Annotated in this window: 23 protein-coding genes; 12 read left to right on the forward strand and 11 right to left on the reverse strand. The window is 74.7% G+C overall.

What is annotated here, in order from left to right:
- The first annotated feature begins 7 nt into the window (after positions 1–7).
- The 3 genes from KSE_RS27775 to KSE_RS41485 are packed head-to-tail and all read left to right on the forward strand — an operon-like array spanning position 8 to position 1,904.
- Positions 8–1,204, forward strand: a complete 1,197-nt coding sequence (locus tag KSE_RS27775; RefSeq protein ID WP_014138684.1) for a M48 family metalloprotease — start codon at positions 8–10, stop codon at positions 1,202–1,204.
- Entirely contained in the window at positions 1,201–1,737 is a 537-nt protein-coding gene (locus KSE_RS27780) for a hypothetical protein (protein WP_014138685.1), read from the forward strand. The genes KSE_RS27775 and KSE_RS27780 overlap by 4 nt, the downstream gene beginning before the upstream one ends.
- A complete protein-coding gene (locus tag KSE_RS41485; RefSeq protein WP_014138686.1) occupies positions 1,734–1,904 on the forward strand; it encodes a hypothetical protein in 171 nt (56 codons plus the stop codon). Before KSE_RS27780 ends, KSE_RS41485 begins: the two co-directional genes overlap by 4 nt.
- Here the strand turns inward: KSE_RS41485 and KSE_RS27785 are convergent.
- The 5 genes from KSE_RS27785 to KSE_RS27805 form a co-directional block, all read right to left on the reverse strand.
- The gene (locus KSE_RS27785) at positions 1,879–2,547 is read right to left on the reverse strand and encodes a class I SAM-dependent DNA methyltransferase (protein WP_014138687.1); all 669 of its coding nucleotides are present in this window, start codon (positions 2,545–2,547) and stop codon (positions 1,879–1,881) included. The two genes, KSE_RS41485 and KSE_RS27785, sit on opposite strands and share 26 nt — an antisense overlap.
- A gap of 78 nt (positions 2,548–2,625) precedes the next feature.
- A complete protein-coding gene (locus KSE_RS27790) occupies positions 2,626–3,135 on the reverse strand; it encodes a hypothetical protein (RefSeq protein WP_014138688.1) in 510 nt (169 codons plus the stop codon).
- A gap of 304 nt (positions 3,136–3,439) precedes the next feature.
- A complete protein-coding gene (locus KSE_RS27795; RefSeq protein WP_014138689.1) occupies positions 3,440–4,288 on the reverse strand; it encodes a helix-turn-helix domain-containing protein in 849 nt (282 codons plus the stop codon).
- Positions 4,289–4,317: 29 nt separating this feature from the next.
- A complete protein-coding gene (locus KSE_RS27800) occupies positions 4,318–4,848 on the reverse strand; it encodes a DUF6879 family protein (RefSeq protein WP_014138690.1) in 531 nt (176 codons plus the stop codon).
- The gene (locus KSE_RS27805) at positions 4,772–5,083 is read right to left on the reverse strand and encodes a hypothetical protein (RefSeq protein WP_033258702.1); all 312 of its coding nucleotides are present in this window, start codon (positions 5,081–5,083) and stop codon (positions 4,772–4,774) included. Before KSE_RS27805 ends, KSE_RS27800 begins: the two co-directional genes overlap by 77 nt.
- A gap of 534 nt (positions 5,084–5,617) precedes the next feature.
- On the opposite strand from KSE_RS27805, the gene KSE_RS43015 reads away from it, so the two are divergent.
- Together KSE_RS43015 and KSE_RS27810 are read left to right on the forward strand one after the other, a co-directional pair.
- The gene (locus KSE_RS43015) at positions 5,618–5,773 is read left to right on the forward strand and encodes a hypothetical protein (RefSeq protein WP_014138692.1); all 156 of its coding nucleotides are present in this window, start codon (positions 5,618–5,620) and stop codon (positions 5,771–5,773) included.
- A complete protein-coding gene (locus KSE_RS27810; protein ID WP_014138693.1) occupies positions 5,770–6,546 on the forward strand; it encodes an MOSC domain-containing protein in 777 nt (258 codons plus the stop codon). The genes KSE_RS43015 and KSE_RS27810 overlap by 4 nt, the downstream gene beginning before the upstream one ends.
- A 19-nt stretch (positions 6,547–6,565) precedes the next feature.
- On the opposite strand, the gene cobC is transcribed toward KSE_RS27810, so the two are convergent.
- Both cobC and KSE_RS45020 read right to left on the reverse strand, forming a co-directional pair.
- Positions 6,566–7,606, reverse strand: a complete 1,041-nt coding sequence (gene cobC, locus KSE_RS27815; protein ID WP_033258703.1) for an Rv2231c family pyridoxal phosphate-dependent protein CobC — start codon at positions 7,604–7,606, stop codon at positions 6,566–6,568.
- Positions 7,603–8,073 carry a cobalamin biosynthesis protein gene (locus tag KSE_RS45020; protein WP_014138695.1) on the reverse strand — a complete coding sequence of 157 codons (471 nt, stop codon included), beginning with the start codon at positions 8,071–8,073 and terminating at the stop codon, positions 7,603–7,605. The genes cobC and KSE_RS45020 overlap by 4 nt, the downstream gene beginning before the upstream one ends.
- Before the next feature lie 284 nt (positions 8,074–8,357).
- Between KSE_RS45020 and KSE_RS27825 the strand changes: the two genes are divergently transcribed.
- The 5 genes from KSE_RS27825 to KSE_RS27845 all read left to right on the forward strand — a co-directional run bounded on the left by KSE_RS27825 (position 8,358) and on the right by KSE_RS27845 (position 12,866).
- Positions 8,358–9,251, forward strand: a complete 894-nt coding sequence (locus tag KSE_RS27825) for an alkaline phosphatase family protein (protein ID WP_014138696.1) — start codon at positions 8,358–8,360, stop codon at positions 9,249–9,251.
- Between the two features lie 6 nt (positions 9,252–9,257).
- Positions 9,258–10,562, forward strand: a complete 1,305-nt coding sequence (locus tag KSE_RS27830) for an MFS transporter (protein ID WP_014138697.1) — start codon at positions 9,258–9,260, stop codon at positions 10,560–10,562.
- Between the two features lie 25 nt (positions 10,563–10,587).
- The gene (locus tag KSE_RS27835) at positions 10,588–11,694 is read left to right on the forward strand and encodes a TolB family protein (RefSeq protein ID WP_014138698.1); all 1,107 of its coding nucleotides are present in this window, start codon (positions 10,588–10,590) and stop codon (positions 11,692–11,694) included.
- A gap of 95 nt (positions 11,695–11,789) precedes the next feature.
- The gene (locus KSE_RS27840; RefSeq protein ID WP_014138699.1) at positions 11,790–12,410 is read left to right on the forward strand and encodes a hypothetical protein; all 621 of its coding nucleotides are present in this window, start codon (positions 11,790–11,792) and stop codon (positions 12,408–12,410) included.
- A gap of 9 nt (positions 12,411–12,419) precedes the next feature.
- Complete coding sequence (locus KSE_RS27845; RefSeq protein ID WP_014138700.1) at positions 12,420–12,866, forward strand: GNAT family N-acetyltransferase; 447 nt, start codon at positions 12,420–12,422, stop codon at positions 12,864–12,866.
- A gap of 7 nt (positions 12,867–12,873) precedes the next feature.
- On the opposite strand, the gene KSE_RS27850 is transcribed toward KSE_RS27845, so the two are convergent.
- Positions 12,874–13,413, reverse strand: coding sequence for a GbsR/MarR family transcriptional regulator (locus KSE_RS27850; protein ID WP_014138701.1), 540 nt, complete (start codon positions 13,411–13,413; stop codon positions 12,874–12,876).
- A 101-nt stretch (positions 13,414–13,514) separates the two neighbouring features.
- On the opposite strand from KSE_RS27850, the gene KSE_RS27855 reads away from it, so the two are divergent.
- Both KSE_RS27855 and KSE_RS27860 read left to right on the forward strand, forming a co-directional pair.
- On the forward strand, positions 13,515–14,426 hold the full coding sequence (locus tag KSE_RS27855) for an ABC transporter ATP-binding protein (protein WP_014138702.1): 912 nt from the start codon (positions 13,515–13,517) through the stop codon (positions 14,424–14,426).
- A complete protein-coding gene (locus KSE_RS27860; protein ID WP_014138703.1) occupies positions 14,423–16,120 on the forward strand; it encodes an ABC transporter permease in 1,698 nt (565 codons plus the stop codon). The genes KSE_RS27855 and KSE_RS27860 overlap by 4 nt, the downstream gene beginning before the upstream one ends.
- Before the next feature lie 38 nt (positions 16,121–16,158).
- Here the strand turns inward: KSE_RS27860 and KSE_RS27865 are convergent, their stop codons facing one another.
- The 3 genes from KSE_RS27865 to KSE_RS27875 all read right to left on the reverse strand — a co-directional run bounded on the left by KSE_RS27865 (position 16,159) and on the right by KSE_RS27875 (position 18,964).
- Positions 16,159–17,661 carry an alpha/beta hydrolase gene (locus KSE_RS27865; RefSeq protein WP_014138704.1) on the reverse strand — a complete coding sequence of 501 codons (1,503 nt, stop codon included), beginning with the start codon at positions 17,659–17,661 and terminating at the stop codon, positions 16,159–16,161.
- Between the two features lie 119 nt (positions 17,662–17,780).
- On the reverse strand, positions 17,781–18,263 hold the full coding sequence (locus tag KSE_RS27870) for an OsmC family protein (RefSeq protein ID WP_014138705.1): 483 nt from the start codon (positions 18,261–18,263) through the stop codon (positions 17,781–17,783).
- 5 nt (positions 18,264–18,268) lie between these two features.
- The gene (locus tag KSE_RS27875) at positions 18,269–18,964 is read right to left on the reverse strand and encodes a GntR family transcriptional regulator (protein ID WP_014138706.1); all 696 of its coding nucleotides are present in this window, start codon (positions 18,962–18,964) and stop codon (positions 18,269–18,271) included.
- Positions 18,965–19,072: the final 108 nt, after the last annotated feature.

Consider the following 19,072-nt stretch of genomic DNA (forward strand, 5'->3'; position numbering starts at 1 on the left):
TGGGTCCATGGCTGACACCGCGCCCGCCGGCGCCGACTTCACCCCCCAGGAGCGGGAGCGCGGCCGCGCGCTGCGCCGGGCCCGGCTGCCGTGGGCGCTGGGCGGGCAGGCGGCCGCGCTCGCGCTGAGCGCCGTCCTCGGGTTCACCGCCGCCGGGGCCGGCCTGGTGGACGCGGTCGGCGGCTGGTTCGGCGGCGGCTGGGCGGCCCGGGTGCTGGGCGGCGCGGCGGCGCTGGTGCTGCTCGGGCGGGCGGTCACGCTGCCGTTCTCCGCCCGGGTGCGGGCGGTCTCCGCCCGGTACGGCCTGGTCACCCAGGGCCGGGCCGGCTGGGCGGTGGACGTGCTGCGCGGCACCGCCGTCACGCTCGCGCTGTTCCTGCCGCTCGCGCTCGGCCTGTACGCGCTGATCGGCCGCTCGCCCGGCCACTGGTGGATCCCCGCCGGGGCCGCCGCCGCGCTGCTGACCGTCGCGCTGTCCTTCCTGCACCCGCTGGTCTTCGAGCCGCTGTTCAACCGCTTCTCGCCGCTGCCCGACGGCGAACTGCGCACCGCCCTGCTGGAGTTGGCCCGCCGTGACGGCATCGCGGTGCGCGACGTGCTGGTCGCCGACGCCTCCCGCCGCACCACCGCGCTGAACGCGTACGTCTCCGGCTTCGGCCCGACCCGGCGGATCGTCGTGTACGACACCCTGCTCGCCACCGCCGAACCGCGCGAGATCGAACTCGTCGCCGCCCACGAACTCGGCCACGTCAAGCACCGCGACGTCGCCACCGGCACCGCGCTCGGCGCGCTCGGCGCCGCCCTCGCGGTGCCCGTCCTCGCCGCGCTGCTCGCCTGGCGGCCGCTGCTCGACGCGGCCGGCGCCGACACCGTCCAGGACCCGCGCTCGCTGCCGCTGCTCGCCGCGCTCGCCGCCCTGCTCGGCGCGCTCAGCACCCCCGCGCAGTGCGCCGCCAGCCGCCGGATCGAGACCCGCGCCGACCGGCACGCCCTCGAACTCACGGGCGACGCCCAGCAGTTCATCGCCATGCAGCGCCGCCTCGCCACCGCGAACGTCGCCGACCCGTACCCGCCGCGCGCCGTCGAACTGCTCCTCGCCACCCACCCCAGCACCGGCCGCCGGATCGCCGCCGCCCGCAGCTGGCTCGCCGCCCGGGACGCCCGGGACGACCGGGACGCCGGGGCCGCCGGGGACGCCCGGTGACCCGCCCGCTGCTGCTGCTCGACGTCGACGGCCCGCTCGCCCCCTACGTCGGCAGCCCCTACCGCCGCCCCGACGGCTACCTCACCCACCGTGTCCCGGTGCGCAGTTGGCGCGAACGCCAGCTGGCCTCCGGCATCCGCAACCCCAGACCGCTGCGGGTCTGGCTGCACCCCGAGCACGGGCCCGCGCTGCTCGCCCTGCCCTACGACCTGGTCTGGGCCACCACCTGGAAGGACGAGGCGAACCAGCACCTCGCCCCGCTCCTCGGCCTGCCCGAACTCCCGTACGTCGACTGGCCGTCCATGCACCACGGCGACCCCGAGGGCCTGCACTGGAAGACCCGCCACCTGGTCGCCTGGGCCGCCGGCCGGCCGTTCGCCTGGGTCGACGACGAGATCCAACCGCGGGACACCGCCTGGATCGCCGCCCACCACCCCGCCCCCGCCCTCACCCTGACCGTCGACCACCGGTACGGCCTGCGGCCCGGCGACTTCGCCGCCCTCGCCGACTGGGCTGAGAGGAGCCGGAGTTGATCGTCACCGCGCTGCACCGCCACCCCGTCGAGTCGCTGCTCGGCGAAACGGTCACCCGGGCCCGGATCGACGCCCGCGGCCTCGACGGCGACCGCCGCCACCGGGGCTCCGAGGTGTCCGGAAGCGGCGGGGCTGGGGGTGTCAGGCCGTCGGGGTCCTGGCCGTGACGATCAGAGTGCCGATGTGCCCTTCAACAGGGGCGTCGAGTACCGTGGCCTCCGCCGACCCGAATCCGGCCTTCCGAAGCAGACCGACCCACCTGCGGGGCGTGTACGAGTAGCGGTACGTGTACAGGGCCCTTCCGGCGAAGCCCCCCTTGTACATGCCCTGGGGGCCGTAGGCGCCGGGGATGGCGGGAGGCTGCGAGAAGGCCAGGACTCCTCCGGGGTTCAGGCGGGAGGCGATGAGCGGGAGGAGCTTCAGGGGGTCCGTGAACCAGATCGCCCCGAACACGGAGTAGACCGCGTCCCAGGTCTCGTCGCTGCCGCGCAGGTAGTCCAGGACTTCTGCACAGTGGAACCGGATGCCGGACGGCCCCCACCGCTTGGCGGCCTTCTCGACCATGACCGGTGAGAGGTCGACCCCCGTCACCTTGACGCCCCGCTCGGCCAGCGCGACGAGTGCGCGGCCGGTGCCGCACCCGATCTCCAACACGCTGGCCGGTGATCCGAGCAGTTCAGGGCCGGGCCCGTGGTCGGCGTACTGAGTCCAGCGAAAGACGGGGCCGGCGTCGAATACGTCGTCCTTGATGCCGGCCGCGTACGCGTCCCAGAGTTCGCGCTCGGATTCGATGTCGTGGTGTGCGGGCAACGATCTTTCCTTGACGAAGAGTTGGCGAGGCGGGTGCCCCTGCCCCGCGACGCGGGGCAGGGGCACCCCGGTGTCCGGTCAGTGGCTTTCGGGGACCTTGCTGTCGCACGGGGAGCAGTTCGCCCCGTCGACCGCCCACAGCTCCTCGTCGGCTTCGAACCGGTTGGCGCGCAGGAACTCGGCGGTGCGGATCACGATGCCGTCGCCACGCCGCTGGATCAGCGGGGCGTGGTGCTTGTACCGGCCGGCGTTGTACACCTCGCAGATCGCGAAGTACACCGGTGTATCCAGCAGGAGCTGGTGCACCCCGATGTCCACGACCTTGCCGACGCCCAGGTGCACCCCCGGGTGCTCCATCGCGGTGATCGTGTAGGCGATGGCGTTGTCCAGGATCCGCTCGGCCATGTTGCGGACCATGGTGTGGTCACGGAGCAGGAGCGCGATCTCGCGGTCGTACAGGTCGCCGGTGTTGCCGGGGCCCTCGAACACGTTGGACGTCAGCTCCTTGACGTACGGCCGAACCGCGTTGAGGAGCGTGCGGGGGTCACGGAACTCGGTGTCCGCAGGCACTTCCAGCGCAACGGTCATGGTGCGTTCCTCTCTTCTCGGTGACGCACTGCCTCGCAAGACCCGCCCGGAAGGACGGATGTGTGGGCCCCTGCCGGCCCCACTGGGGGATCAAGTCGGGCCGGGGTCCGCCCGCGGCCGTCGAGACCCTCCGGGGTGCGGTTCAACTCGTGCTTCGCGGGACCGGTTACGACTTCGCGGCACTCACGCGTGGGGTTGCGTCCCGTCATGGGTCTGTCCTCCTTCGCCATGGCGGTGGGGGCGTGATAGACCGTAGCGAGTCGGTTGCAGCACGCTCAACGAACTTGCGACTTATTGCGGAACGTCACTCCAAGGAAGCGGCGGCGGAGGCGATCAAGGCTCGGGCCTTCGCCCCGTGCACCGCCGTCTCCGACAAGCCCGCGAAGGCACGGACGTAGTCCGCGACCTCTCTGGGCTGGAGGATGCTGATTTTCGCTGTCAGCGTCTCGACCGCCACCCGCTGGTCATCGAACAGGTAGAAGGCTTCAAGGGGCCAGATGGCCCGCGGGCTACCAGTCGGGATGATCCCGATGGAGACGGATGGCAGCGACATGAGGGTGAGCAAGTGGCCAAGCTGCGCCGCCATGTCCTCGGCGCTTCCGATCCGGGTCCGCAACACCCACTCCTCGATCAGCACTGCGAACCGACGCGCCCCCGTGTACATGAGTCGCGCCCGCGCCAAGCATGCTGGTACCGCTGCCGCGACGTCGTCCGGCGTGCCCTGGAAATCGGTGATGGACTGCATCAGAGCAGTTGCGTACTCGGCGGTCTGGAAGAAGCCGGGCAGCACGTTCGAGACGTAGATGCGGAAAAACCTCGTGCGCTCGTAGTCGCTGATCACCTTCTCCTGGGCGAGCCTCATGCCGGTACTGTTCCGGCGTCTCCACTCCTGGTACATCGAGTCAGCGGCGCGAGAAGCCGCGATCAGGTCCGCGACCTGGTCGCCCGCTCCGCAGGCGGCGCACCAAACCCTTATGTCTTCTTCGGACGGGGCCGCTTTGCCTGACTGGATGCGAGAAGTCTTGGCGGGGTGCCAGCCGCACAAGGCAGACAATTCACCCCCCTTGAGTCCGGCGTCCTTGCGGATCTCGACCAGTCGGTCGGCGATGGCCTTCCGTGCTGCGACAACGCTGGATGAAGGCGACGATGGCATGTGCTGTCCACCCGGTGGTCGGCGCCGGCTCAGACCTCGAAGTCCTCGTGGGGTACCGCCCGTTCCCACACGGCCTCGAACGCGTTCGTGCACAACTCCACGGTGGCCTGCTGCTCGGTCATCACGTTCCGGGGATCGGCCCATTCGCCGTCACCGGTGAACAGGTTGAATCGGACGATCCGGCTGTCGAACAGCCAGAAGTCGGCCCCGGGCAGTGCGATGTCCAGCGCCCGGCTGCGCGGCAGCCAACGGATCTGCTCGCCGGCCGCGAGGTTGGTGAACGTGTGGGAGTGTTCGTAGCGGATGTACTCGGTGACGGGCTCCGACACGATGCGTGCGCGCCGGATGGTCACACCTCGGGCGATGGTCTCCACCACGAAGTCATGGAAGGGGTGCCACCACTCGGCACGGTTGTCCGGGGAGTACCGGTGTCCGGCCTTCCAGGCGGCGAACTGGTCGGCTTCGTCGCTGACGCTGTACTGGTCACGCATCTCCAGATGCACGGCCGACTTCGTCGTCTCCCGGAGCAGAGTCCTGAAGTCCGGCACGTTCGACTGCATCGCAAGCCTTCCTGATGAAGGGGATCATTCGCTCGGGGATACTGATCACGGACTCGTGGGAGGGCACACCGACACCGTGGCCGGCCACCCACTCAGTCTCGCTGACCTCCGCGAGCTGGGCTCCGGTGACGGTGTCGCTCTGGATGACGAGTCGGCGCTGGGCCAGGTCCGCCCAGACTGTGGGCGACCCTTCCTCATTGGTCTCAGGGTCGATTCCGAAGAGCTCCAAGCCCATGGCTACCTCTCCTGTCACGTGGCTTGCGCATTCTTGCGCTGGGCTGACGTGAGCACCAGCATCCAGCGTCAGGGGCGGCTCTGTCAGGTGTTTCCCCTTCTGGCGTCCCGTCAGTCGAGATGCCTGGAATGCCGAAGCTCAGACGCGGTTGCCCCGGCGGCGGGTGGTGTCGCGTAGCCGGTGCTCGGCGAAGTGGGGAGCGATGTCTTCCTGGGGGCCAACTCGGTTTCCGAGGCGGCGAATCCGGCCTGAAGGCCGGCGATGGTCCCGTTCAGGGGAACCCTCTTCGCCGCTCTCGGCGGATGGATGCGACGTGTGCGCATGAGGGTTGGTCCATGCCCGTGAACATCGGATCCGGGCCGCTGCGACGCCCCGGAGAAGAAAGAGGCGCGAAGGCGAGCCGACCCCGGGGTGTAGTGAACGGTGTAACGCGTGCCCACGCCATTCTTCAAGACGTTGGTCTCGGTGAGCGCCGGTCGCCATGTGAGGCACGCCGTGTGCCTCATGCCGAGACTGGCATGAGGCAGCGGGACTGTGGGAGATTCCGACGAGATCCAACCGCGGGACACCGCCTGGATCGCCGCCCACCACCCCGCCCCCGCCCTCACCCTGACCGTCGACCACCGGTACGGCCTGCGGCCCGGCGACTTCGCCGCCCTCGCCGACTGGGCCGAGAGGAACCGGAGTTGATCGTCACCGCGCTGCACCGCCACCCCGTCAAGTCACTGCTCGGCGAAACGCTCACCCGGGCCCGTATCGACGCCCGCGGCCTCGACGGCGACCGCCGCCACGCCCTGTTCGACCTCACCGGCCGGCGGATCGCCAGCGCCAAGGAGCCCCGGACCTGGCGGCGGCTGCTCACCCTCCGCGCCGCGAGCACCGGCGGCGGGGTGCGGATCACCGCGCCGGACGGCGCCGTACTCGACGACGCCGGCCTCTCCGCGCTGCTCGGCCGGCCCGTCCGGCTGATCGCCGAACGGCCGCCCGGCGCGGTGCTGCGCCGCTCGGTGCCCGAGCAGGTGCTCGCCGCCGGGGTCGGCGCCGAAGTCGACTACACCGTGCAGGAGTTCGGCTCGGCGGCGGAGCCCGGCAGCTTCTTCGACTTCGCCCCGCTGCACCTCGTCACCACCGCGAGCCTGGCCGGCGCCCCCGCCGCCCGCTACCGGCCCAACCTGGTGATCGGGCACGACGGGCGGCCGTACGAGGAGAACACCTGGGTCGGCCGGGAGATCAGCGTCGGCCCGACCCTCCGGCTGCGCGTCATCGCTCCCACCCCGCGCTGCGCCGTCCCGACCCTCGCGCACGGCCCGCTGCCCGCCGACCCGGAGGCGCTGCGCCGGATCGCCCGGGAGAACCGGGTCGTCCCGCTGCCCGGGATGGCACCGCTGCCGTGCGTCGGCGCGTACGCGGAGGTCGTGGTCCCGGGCGAGGTCGGGACCGGGGACGCGGTCACGCTGCGCTAGCGGACGCGGTCACGCCGCGCTAGCGGGCGAGGGCCTCGCGCAGCGCGGCGAGGAACGCGTCCGTGGTGGCCGGGTCGCGGACGGCGATCCGGAGCCAGTCGGGGCCCAGGCCGGGGAAGGTGTCGCCGCGGCGGACGGCGTAGCCGGCTTCGCGCAGGCGGGCGCGCAGCGCGGTGGCGCCGGGCAGCTGGATCAGGACGAAGGACGCGGCGGGGGCGCCGTGGACGCGCGGGCCGGGGACGGTGGCGAGGCCGGCCAGCAGGTGGGCGCGGTCGGCGGCGGTGGTGCGGGCGGCGCGGTCGGCCTCGGCGAGGGCGGCGGGGGTGGAGCAGAGTTCGGCGGCGGCCAGGGCCGGGGTGGAGACCGGCCAGAGCGGCTGGGCGGCGGCGAGGCGGGCGACCAGCGGGGTGGGGGCGAGCAGGTAGCCGATCCGCAGGCCGGCCAGCCCCCAGGTCTTGGTGAGGCTGCGCAGGACGACGACGTCGCCGGGCAGGTCGCGGACGGCGGCGAGGCTCTGGGTCTCGCCGGGGTCGGTGTCCATGAACGCCTCGTCGACGACCAGGGTGCGGCCGGGCCGGGCCAGTTCGGCGAGGGCGGCGGCCGGGTGCAGGACGGAGGTGGGGTTGGTGGGGTTGCCGACCACCACCAGGTCGGCGTCCTCGGGGACCGCCCCGGGCGGCAGGGTGAAGCCCCGCTCCGGCGTGAGGAGGACGCGGTGGACGGGGTGCCCGGCGTCGCGCAGCGCCGCCTCGGGCTCGGTGAACTGGGGGTGCACGACCACCGCCCGGCGCGGCCGCAGCACCCGGGCGAGCAGCACGAACGCCTCGGCGGCGCCCGCCGTCAGCAGCACCTCCTCGGCGGGCCGGCCGTGCCGGGCGGCGACGGCGGCCCGGGCGGCGGTGCCGTCGGGGTAGGCGGCGAGGTCGGCGAGGGTGGCGGCGAGCCGGGCGCGCAGCCAGGCCGGCGGGGTTCCGGTGCGGACGTTGACGGCGAGGTCGACCAGCCCGGCGGCGCGCACTTCGGCGTCGCCGTGATGGCGCAGATCGGGCTGCGGGTTCACCTGTTGTCCTCCTGGGGGGTGGTGCGGGGGTGGTGCGGGTGCGCTCCGGGGCGGTGCGGCGGCGGCGCGGCGAGGGCGGCGGTGGCGGCGGCGGTGGCGGTGCGCGGCGCGAGCAGGCGTGCGCCGGGCCCGGCCGAGGCGAGCGCGGCGGCCTCGGCGACGCTCGGGGTGCCGACCGCGGCGGCGACCCGGGCGGAGCCGCCGGGCACCAGGACGGCGGCCAGCGCGGCGGCCGGGTGACCGGCCAGCGGGACGCCCAACTCCCGTGCGGCAGCGCGCAGTCCGGGTTCGAACAGTTTGCTGTCGAGGGTGGCGGCCAGCGCGACGGCGGTGCGGTCGAGGCCGAGTGCGGCGAGCGCGGTGTCGGCGGCGCGCAGCAGTTCGGCGGCGGGGGTGCCGCGGCGCAGGCCGAGGCCGAGCACCAGCCGGGGGGCGCACGGGGTGGGCGGGGGTGCGCCGTCCGGCATCGCCCGGCCCTCCCGTTCCGTCCCGTTCCCGTGCGGGCCCGCGGGCGGGGTGCCGCCGGGCCGCCAGGAATCCCACCATGTCGGTCCGAGCAGGGTCAATCGGGACAGCTGTGAGAAGCGTCGCCCGGCTGGCCGAAAAGCGCTGGGGGCCCGAAGTTGCACAGCCAACCGTTCGTCTTTTCTTCATGTCGTCCCGCACTCGGCGGTCACGGACCCGGCCCTAGCGTTTCCGGCGCTCCAAACCCTTGTCCCGTGACATCCCTCGCCCCGGAGGACGTTCAGACATGTCCGCTCAGTTCAGCAGCCGCGCCAAGCGTCGCCTGACCGCGATCGGCAGCGCCGTCGCGCTGACCGCCGCCTCGCTCGGCCTGTGGGCCGCGACCGGCTCCACCGCCCAGGCGGCCGGCCTGCCCACCCCCGACCACGTGGTCGTCGTGGTGATGGAGAACCACGCGTACAGCCAGGTGATCGGCAGCTCCAGCGCCCCGTACCTGAACAACACGCTGAAGGCCGGCGGCGCCAACCTCACCCAGTCCTACGGCCTGACCCACCCGTCGGAGCCGAACTACTACATGCTGTTCTCCGGCTCCAACCAGGGCCGCACCGACGACAGCTGTGTGAGCGTCGGCTCGATGACCGCCCCCAACCTGGGCTCCGAGCTGATCGCCGCCGGCAAGACCTGGGGCTCGTACAACGAGGGCCTGCCCAGCCAGGGCTCCACCACCTGCTCCAACTCCAGCGGCAAGTACGCGCAGAAGCACAACCCGTGGTTCGGCTTCTCCAACGTGCCGACCAACACCGCGTACACCTTCGCGCAGTTCCCGACCGACTACACCCAGCTCCCGAAGGTCTCCTTCGTGGTGCCGAACCTGTGCAACGACATGCACGACTGCTCGGTCTCCACCGGCGACACCTGGATCAAGAACAACCTGGGCGCGTACGCGACCTGGGCGCAGACCCACAACAGCATCCTGGTCGTCACCTTCGACGAGGACAACAGCCTCTCCGGCAACCGGATCCCGACCGTCCTCTACGGCCAGCACGTCACCCCGGGCTCCAGCAGCGCCACCACCTACAACCACTACAACGTGCTGCGCACCCTGGAGGACCTGGCGGGCCTGAGCACCCACGCCGGCAACGCCGCCTCCGCCGCCGACATCACCGGCATCTGGAACTGACGCCTGATGTACCTCGCGGACGCCCGCTCCACCAAGAGTGACCGCGCCGCGGCCGCCGCCCCGAACTCCGGTTCGGGGCGGCGCGCCGCCGTCCCCGGCACCGTGTTCGCGCTCGGCGCGGTCAGCCTGGTCACCGACGTCTCCTCCGAGATGGTCAGCGCCGTACTGCCGCTGTACGTGGTCACCGCGCTCGGCCTGTCCCCGCTCGGCTTCGGCCTGCTCGACGGCATCAACAACGGCGTCGGCGCGCTGGTCCGGCTGCTCGGCGGCCACCTCGCCGACCGCGGCGGCCGCGGCCACAAACTGGTCGCCGGACTCGGCTACGGCCTGTCCGCGCTGTGCAAGCCGCTGCTGCTGCTCGCCCACACCCTGCCGGCGATCGGCGCCGTCCTGGCGGTCGACCGGACCGGCAAGGGCCTGCGCACCGCCCCCCGGGACGCGATGATCTCGCTGGCCACCGCACCCGAGCACCGCGGCCGGGCGTTCGGCGTGCACCGCGCGATGGACACCGCCGGGGCGCTGATCGGCCCGCTGCTGGCCTTCGCCGTGCTGCGCTCCGTCGGCGACCGGGCCGAACGCTCCGGCTACAGCGCCGTGTTCACCGTCTCCGGCTGCGTCGCGCTGCTCGGCGTGCTGCTGCTGGCGATGTTCGTCCCCGGCCGGATCACCCGGGCCGGGAAACCCGCCACCGACCCGACGGCGCCCAAGCCCACGCTGCGCGACGCGCTCGCCCTGCTGGCCCGGCCCGAACTGCGCCGGCTCACCCTGGCCGCCGTGCTGCTCGGCCTCACCACCGTCAGCGACGCCTTCCTCTACCTGCTGCTGCAACGCGAACTCGACCTGCCCGCCCACCTGTTCCCGCTACTGCCGCTCGGCACCGCCGGCGTCTTCCTGCTGCTGGCCTTCCCGCTCGGCCTGGTCGCCGACCGGATCGGCCGCCGCACCCTGTTCCTGCTCGGCCACGCCGTCCTGCTGTGCGGCTACGCCGTCGTCCTCTCCCCGCTGCGCGGCGCGGCCGTCGCCGCCGCCGTCCTGCTGCTGCACGGCACCTTCTACGCCGCCACCGACGGCGTGCTGGCCGCCGCCACCGCCGCGACCGTCCCCGACGGGCAGCAGGGCGCCGGCCAGGCCCTGGTCGGCACCGGGCAGGCGCTCGCCCGGTTCGCCTGCTCGCTGGCCTTCGGCGCCGCCTGGACGCTCTGCGGCCCGCGCCCCGCGCTCGCCGCCACCGCGGCCGCGCTGGCCGCCACCGCCCTCGCCGCGACCTGGCTGCTCCGCCCCGCCGGCACCCCCGCCGACCGCCCCCGCTGACCCGACCGCCCTGGAGGGCACTGGCATGACCGCTCCCGCCGACGTCGACCCCGCATCCGGCTCCGCCCCCGCCCCCGAGCCCGAACCGGCCGGGCCGGGCGGCCCCGCGTCCGTCCGGCGCAAGCTGCTGGTGCTGCTGGTCGCCGTGCTGCTGCTGGCCGGCGTCGGCACCGCCGCCGTCCGGTACGCCGCGCACCGCTCCGACCGCCGCGACCAGGAGCAGGCCGGCGGGCCGCCGGTGCGCGCGGGCACGGTCACGCTGGACGCGGCGGGCGGCCGCCGGCTGCTGCTGCGCAACCTCGCCTGGGGCCCGCACCGCGACGAGATCGCCGCCGTGCCCGCCACCGACCCGGACGGCCCGCGCACCGCCTCCGGCGTCAAGTGCCTGCGCTTCCACGCCGCCGCCGGCACCGCCGTCTGCCTGCAGGCCGAACACGGCGCCCTGGACGACACCTACCACGCCTCGGTGCTGGACGCCTCGCTGCACGAGGTCAGGCGCTTCCCCGCCCCGGGCATCCCGACCCGGGCCCGGGTCTCCCCGTCCGGGCACCTGGTCGGCTGGACGGTGTTCGTCAGCGGCGACTCGTACGCGGGTACGAACTTCTCCACCCGCACCGCGATCGTCGACACCCGCGGCTGGCAGTTCTACGACAACCTGGAGAACTTCCAACTGGTCGAGGACGGGCACCCGGTGCGGGCGTCCGACGTCAACGTCTGGGGCGTCACCTTCGCCGACGACGACTCCTTCTACGCGACGGTCGCCACCGGCGGCCGGACCCACCTGGTCCGCGGCGACCTGGCCACCCGCACCCTCACCACCCTGCACCAGAACGTCGAGTGCCCCTCGCTCTCCCCGGACGGCACCCGGGTCGCCTACAAGAAGCGGGTGGACGGCGCCGACCCGGCCGCGCCCTGGCGGCTGTACGTGCTGGACCTCGCCACCATGACCGAGACCGCGACCGCCGAGCAGCGGAACATCGACGACCAGGCACTGTGGTCCGACGACCGCACCCTGCTCTACTCGATGCCCGGCGACTACGGCTCCGACCTGTGGACCGTCCCCGCCGACGGCACCGGCACCCCCGCCGTGCTGGCCCGCTCCGCCGTCGCCCCCGCCTACGCGGGCGGCTAGCGCGCAGGAGCACCGTCCGCCCGGCGAGGTCCCGGGCGCGAACGGGATGTCTATACTGCCTTCCCGCCCGGGGGAACGAGCCGGAGAGGTGAAGGATGACCACGATACCGAGGAGACCGAAGGGGCCCGAGACGGTCGCCGCGCAGTGGTGGTCGACGGGTCGGCTGCTGCTGGTCCTGCTGGTCGGCTCCGCCCTGATCCTGCTGGCGGCCTGGCAGTTCGGCCACAGCAGGACGCTCGTGATGCTGTCGGCGTTCCTGACCGGCGTCACCCTGGTGTGCATGGTCGCGATGCGGTACCGGACCCGGGCCGGCGGGGTCGCGGCCACCGCCGTCCTCCTGCTGGTCTTCGCGTTCGCCTTCGTCACGGCCGCCGCGGTCGGCGACGCCGTCCTGGAGCGGCACGGCACCCGGACCCTGGCCGAGGTCACGAAGTACCAGCCCGCGCACGGCAAGCGGTCCTCGGCCTGCCTGCTGCGCGCCGAGGACGGCCGGGACATCCCCGACGAGCTGTCCCCGTGCGACGGCCGCCGGGTCGGCGACGCGTTCCGCGTCGTCTACGACCCGGCCGGCCGGCAGAGCCCGATCGAGGGCACGCCCGAGGCGGAGCTGCCGACGCGGTGGGCCGTCGGCCTGTTCACGGGCCTGGTCCTGCTGCTGGTCTCGCTCCCGCTCTGGGCGCACCGGGGCCGCCGGGTGGAGCTGCGCAAGAAGTAGCCTCCCGGTATGACCGTACTGATCGAGACCGTCACCGCGCCGACCGCCGAGGTGCTCGCCGCCTACGCCCGGCTGCTGCCCCAACTCTCCTCCTCAGCCAAGCCGTTGGACGAGGCGGCGCTGGCCCGGGTGCTGGCCTCCGACGCGACGACGCTGCTCGTGGCCCGGCTGGACGGCGCGATCGTCGGCACCCTCGCCCTGGTGGTGGTCCCGCTGCCGACCGGCGGCCGTGCGCACATCGAGGACGTGGTGGTGGACGCGGCCGCCCGGGGCCACGGTGTCGGCGCGCGACTCGTCGACCGCGCACTGGAGTTGGCGACCGCCGCCGGGGCCCGCACGGTCGACCTGACCTCGCGCCCGTCCCGGGAGGCCGCGAACCGGCTCTACGAGCGGGCCGGGTTCGTCCGCCGGGAGTCCACCGTCCTGCGCTACACGCCCGCGCCGCAGGGCGGCTGAGGGGCGGTCAGCGGCGGCGCTCGCGCCAGCGCTCCAGCAGCAGCGGCAGTTCCGCCCGCAGGAAGGCGAAGAACTCCAGCGACTCGGCGAGCCGCCGCCCGGCCGGAGTGTCCGGCCCGAGCGCCTCGACGCCCTCGGTCAGGCCGGCCTCCCAGCGGGCCAGGGTGCGGTCCCGGCCGGCGGTGAGCTCGTACCAGACGTGGTCGTGCACGCGGTAGCGGTCGCGGCGCGAGCCGGGTTCGCGCTCCCGGCCGACCAGGCCGACGGGCACCAGGTAGCGGACCGCGCCGGACACCGCGGCGGGGGAGACCCGCAGCAGTTCGCCCAGCTCGGCGGAGGTCAGCCGGCCGGAGTCGGAGGTCAGCAGGGCGGTGAACACCCGGGCCGGCATCCGCGGGAACCCGGCGTCCACCAGCACGGCGGCGAACCGCTCCACGAACTCGGCCACCACCGCCGGATCCCGCCGCCCGGCCCCGCCCGCCTCGCCCGCTCCGCCCGCGCCGTCCGCCTCGTCCACGCCGTCCGCCCCGCTGCCAGCCTCGCCCACGCCGCCCGCCTTCCGCCGCCGTCCCGGGGCCCCGGCACCCGTGGAGATCCGGGACTTTCAGTAACTTCACGAATCTGTGAAACGAGAGTAGCTTCGGTGCCATGACGACCGCCATCTCGGTGTCCGGCCTGGTGAAGACCTTCGGCCGCACCCGCGCCTTGGACGGCTTGGACCTCACGGTCGAACAGGGCGAGGTCCACGGGTTCCTGGGGCCCAACGGCTCCGGCAAGTCCACCACCATCCGCGTCCTGCTCGGCCTGCTGCGCGCCGACTCCGGCAGCGCCGTCCTGCTCGGCGGCGACCCCTGGCGGGACGCGGTGCCGCTGCACCGCCGACTCGCCTACGTCCCCGGCGACGTGACGCTGTGGCGCAACCTCTCCGGCGGGGAGGCGATCGACCTGCTCGGACGCCTGCGCGGCGGACTCGACCCGGCCCGCCGGGCGGCCCTGCTGGAACGCTTCGAACTCGACCCCGCCAAGAAGGGCCGCACCTACTCCAAGGGCAACCGGCAGAAGGTCGCCCTGGTCGCCGCGTTCGCCTCCGACGTCGACCTGCTGATCCTGGACGAGCCGACCTCCGGCCTCGACCCGCTGATGGAGGAGGTCTTCCGGGACTGCGTCGCCGAGGCCCGCGACCGGGGCGCCACCGTGCTGCTCTCCAGCCACATCCTGTCCGAGGTCGAGGCGCTCTGCGACCGGGTCTCGATCATCCGGGCCGGCCGCACCGTGGAGACCGGCACCCTCGCCGACCTGCGCCACCTCACCCGCACCTCGGTCGACGCCGAGCTCACCGGGCCCCCGCCCCGCCCCGACTACGCCCACGACCTGGCCGTCGACGGCCACCGGCTGCGCTGCCAGGTCGACACCGACCGGCTCGGCGACCTGCTCGCCGAACTGACCGCCGTCGGCGTGCGCACCCTGACCAGCCGCCCGCCCACCCTGGAGGAGCTCTTCCTCCGCCACTACGAGAGCGACGGCGGCAGCGCGGACACCCCGGCGGCGGCCGCCCGATGACCAGCACCCCGGTCGCCCCGGCCGCCCCCGCCCCCGCCCCGGACCCGGCCGCCCCCGCCCGCTCCCGCGGCCACGACCTGGCCGGCACCGGCGTCCTCTACCGCCTCGCGCTGCGCCGCGACCGGATCGCCCTCCCGGTGTGGGTGTACATCGGCACCGGCATGGTCGCCTCCACCGCCTTCTCCTTCCGCGAGCTGTACGGCGACGAGGCCGCCCGGCGGACCTTCACGGCCGGCATCGACGGCAACGGCTCGCTGCGCGCCCTGTACGGCCCGGTCTTCGACGGCAGCACCATCGGCGGGCTGACCGCGTGGCGGATGGGCGTGTTCGGGGCGGTGCTGGCCGCCCTGATGTCGACCCTGCTGGTCGTCCGGCACACCCGCGCCGAGGAGGAGGACGGCCGGCTCGAACTGGTCGGCGCGGGCGCCGTCGGCCGCCGCGCCCCGCTGACCGCCGCCCTCGCCGCCGCGCTCACCGCGAACGCGGCGCTGGCCGCGCTGGTCGCCGCCGCCCTGATCGGCGCCGGCCAGGCCGCCGCCGGCGCGCTCGCCTTCGCCCTCGGACTCGGCGCCACCGGCCTGTTCTTCGCCGCGCTGGCCGCCGTCACCGCGCAGCTCGCCGAGACCGCCCGGGCCGCCAACGGCCTGGCCGGCGCGGCGATCGGCACCGCCTTCGTGCTGCGCGCCGTCGGCGACTCCGGCAGCGGCGCCGGCTGGGTCGGCTGGCTCTCCCCGCTCGGCTGGGCCGAGCAGGTCCGCGCGTTCGGCGGCGACCGCTGGTGGGTGCTGCTGCTCCCGCTGGCCGGAGCCGCCCTGCTCACCGCGCTCGCCCGCGCCCTGGTCGCCCGCCGCGACCTGGGCGCCGGACTGCTCCCGCAGCGCCCCGGCCCGGCCGCCGCCGCCCCCGCGCTGGCGAGCGCCGCCGCGCTGGCCCGCCGCCTGCAGCGCGGCCCGCTGCTCGGCTGGACGCTGGCCTTCGCGGCCGCCGGCGCGGTCTTCGGCGGCGTCGCCAAGGGCGTCGTCGACCTGATCGGCGACAACCGGCAGATGGCCGACGTGCTGGCCCGGCTCGGCGGGCAGCGGGGCGTGCTGGACGCCTACCTCTCCAGCATCGCCACCATGCTCGGCATGACCGCCGCCGTGTACGCCGTCCAGGCCGTGCTGCGGATGCGCGCCGAGGAGGTCTCCGGCCGGGCCGAACCCGTGCTGGCGGGCGCGGTCTCCCGGCTCCGCTGGGCCGCCGGGCACCTGCTCTTCCCGCTGCTCGGCACCGCCCTGCCGCTGGCCGCCGCCGGCCTCACCGCCGGGCTCGCCGAAGGACTGGCCCTCGGCGGCGGCGCGGGCGGCGGCGGTACCGGCGGCGGCGCGGGCGGCGCGGTCGGCCGGATGCTCGGCGCGACGCTCGTCCAGCTCCCCGCGGTCTGGCTGACCGCGGCCGTCGCCCTCGCCGCGTACGGCCTGCTGCCGCGCCGGGCGGCGGCCGGGTGGGCCGGCTTCGGCCTGTTCGTGCTGGTCTCCTGGCTCGGCCCGATCCTGCGACTGCCGCAGGCCGTGCTCGACCTCTCCCCGTTCAGCCACCTCCCGCACCTGCCCGGCGGCGGGCTCACCGCCGCCCCGCTGTTCTGGATCACCGCCCTGACCGCCCTGACCGCCACCGCCGGACTGGCCGCCCTGCGCCGCCGCGACCTCGGCTGACCGCCCCCGGAACCCCGCTCGCGCCACCGCCACCGGCCTCACCCGGCCTTCGGGCAGAACGCGTCCCGCGCGGGGCGGCGGCCGGTGGTGAGGAACTCCGTCACCAGGGCGTCGCCGCAGGCGTTGCCGTTCGCCAGGTAGGCGTCGTGGCCGCCGGAGTCGACCGCCACCATCCGGGCCCGGTCGCCGAAGGCGGCGCGGAGCTTCAGGGCGCCGGAGTACGGCGTGGCCGGATCCCGCAGGTTCTGCACCAGCAGCACGTTCGACGGCCCGGCCGGGGTGATCGGGACCGGCGGTTCGGCGGGCCGCCAGGGCCAGAACGCGCAGGGCGTCACGTTCACCGGCATGCCCGCGGTGAGCGGGTGCGCGGCCCGGTCGGCGGCCACCGCCGCCGCGTACGAGGCCGGGTCGCGCGGCCACGCCACGTCGTTGCACAGGGTGGCGAGCGAGACCGAGAGGCCGTTGCGCACCGCCGCCTCCGGCGCGCTGTCGGGGGCGGGCAGCGGGCGTCGGCCCTCGGCGGCCTGGACCAGGCCCGCGAACCGGGGGAACCGGGCGTCCGCGTACAGGCTGTCGAGCATCGCGGAGCGCAGCGCGTTGCCGTCCAGCCGCTCCGGGTTGGCGCCGGGCCAGGGCAGCGGCGCGCCGTCCAGCCGCTCGGCGGCGGCCAGGTAGGCGGCCCGGACCTGCTCCGGCGTGTCGCCGAGCCGGTACTCGCCGGCGGCGGGGGAGGACGCCCAGGCCGCGAAGTCCGGGAAGCGGTCCTCCGCGCCGGTGGCGTAGGCGGCCAGCCAGCCGCGCTCCACCCGGGCCGGATCCGGGTCGTCGTTGCTGTCCAGCAGGACGCGGTCGGTGCGGCCCGGGAACATCGCGGCGTACACCGCGCCCGCGTAGGTGCCGTAGGAGACGCCCCAGATCGAGATCCGGCGCTCGCCGAGGGCCTGCCGGATCCGGTCGACGTCCCGGGCCTCGGCGCGGGTGCTGATGCCGCGGGCCAGTGCGCCGCCGCCGGTCGCGCAGTCCGCCGCCATCCGCCGGGCGGTGGCCAGGTTGGCGTCGATCCCGCCGTCCGGGGCGGGCCAGGGCAGGGCGTGGCTGCGGGCCAGGTCGGCGTGGTCGAAGCCGCAGTCGAGCGGGGTGGAGGCGCCCACGCCGCGCGGGTCGAAGCCGATCAGGTCGTACCTGTCCAGCACCGACTGCGGCAGCCGCTTCGCGGCACTGCTCGGCCCGTTCAGCCCCGAACCGCCGGGGCCGCCCGGTATCAGCACCAGCACCCCGCGCCGCAGTTCGGGCCGGGCGGTGGCGATCCGGGAGACGGCGAGCGAGATGGACGGCCCGTCGGGCCGGGCGTGGTCGAGCGGGACGGACAACTCGGCGCAGCGCTGCCGCCCGTCCGGCGGATCGGACGGGCAGGCCCCCCAGCCCAGGTCGCCGCGGGCCGGCGCGGCGAGGGCGGACGAGGCGAGGGCGAGCGGCGCGGTGAGGCCGAGCAGGACGGTGGTGGCGGCGGCGAGGGCGGCGCCCCGGCGGATGATTCGCATACCCGCAAGTCTTCGCCCCGGCACCCCCGCCGCACGATCCCGCCAGCCTCCGTCTTTTCCCTGCGGCCCGCCACGCCACCAGCCCTGGTGCCAGCACCAGTACGGCAGTTGACCAGGCGTCAGCTATCGGCGCGGACCGCCACCACCGGCTCGTGCCGCACCGGGAAGTTCACCGAGGAAGCGATGAAGCAGTCCCGGGACGCCGGGCCGTGCAGCGCCAGCGCCCGCTCCCGCATCTCCGCCGCCGCGACCTCGACCCGCGGCCGCAGCAGCGCTCCGGTGAACCGTCCGCCGTTGCCCTCGGTCTCCATCGTCCCGGTGGCGTCGTCCGCGTAGGAGAGCACCACGACGCCGTTCACCGCGCAGTGGTGCAGGTAGGACAGCATGTGGCACTGCGCCAGCGCCGCCAGCAGCAACTGCTCCGGGTTCCACCGCGAGCGGTCGCCGCGGAAGGTCGGGTCGGCGCTGCCCAGGATGTCCGGCAGCCCCTCCGCCGACACCGTGTGGTCCCGGCGGTAGGAGCGGTAGTGGTCGGTGCCGGTGCCGAGGTTGCCGGTCCACTCGACCCGGAGGGCGTACTGGTGGGAGCGGGAGAAGGCCATGCGGGTCACTCCTGGTCGTCGGGGTGGTCGGGAACGGCGGGCCGCTCGGTGTCGGCGGGCGGCTCGGTGTCGCCGGTGTCGGCGGTGCCTGCGGTGTCCAGGACGTGCCGGCGGGCGGCCGCCGCGGCCGCGGCCGGGTCGCCGGCGGTGATCGCGGCCAGCAGTTCGCGGTGCTGGGCGTCGACCAGGGCGGTGCGCTCGGGCGGCCGCAGGGAGCGCAGGGTGGAGACCTGGATCTGGTCCCACAGCCGGTCCAGGCTCCGCAGCGCCACCGGGTTGGCCGCCAGCTCGGCCACCCGCCGGTGGAAGGCCCGGTTCAGCCGCACCGCCGCCGCCAACTCCCCGGCCGCGGTGGCCTGGTGGGTACGGTCGGCGAGCGCGGCCAGGTCCGCCAGCTCGGCCGGGGCGAGCCGCCCGGCCCGCTGCCGCTCGGCCGCCAGCTCGGCGGTCAGCGCCTCCAGCGCGGCCCGCACCCGGTGGACGTGCGCCAGTTCCGCGCCGTCCAGCCGCACCACCCGCACGCCCCGGCCCGCCGCCGCCAGCAGCCCGTCCGCGGTCAGCGCCCGGAACGCCTCCCGCACCGGTGTGCGGCTCACCCCCAGGCCCTCGGCGACCTCCACCTCGCCCAGCCGCGAACCCGGCGGGTAGCGGCCGTCCAGGATCAGTTCCCGCAGTCGGTGGCGGGTGCTCTCGGTCTGCACGCGGCCAGCCTAGGTCGCTGCATGCACTGCATGCAATGGATGCCCGGGCACGGAACGGACGGCCCGGTCCGCTATATTCGCGCAGCCTCGACCCGCACCACACCCAGG

The sequence above is a fragment of the Kitasatospora setae KM-6054 genome (assembly GCF_000269985.1).
Taxonomy (GTDB): domain Bacteria; phylum Actinomycetota; class Actinomycetes; order Streptomycetales; family Streptomycetaceae; genus Kitasatospora; species Kitasatospora setae.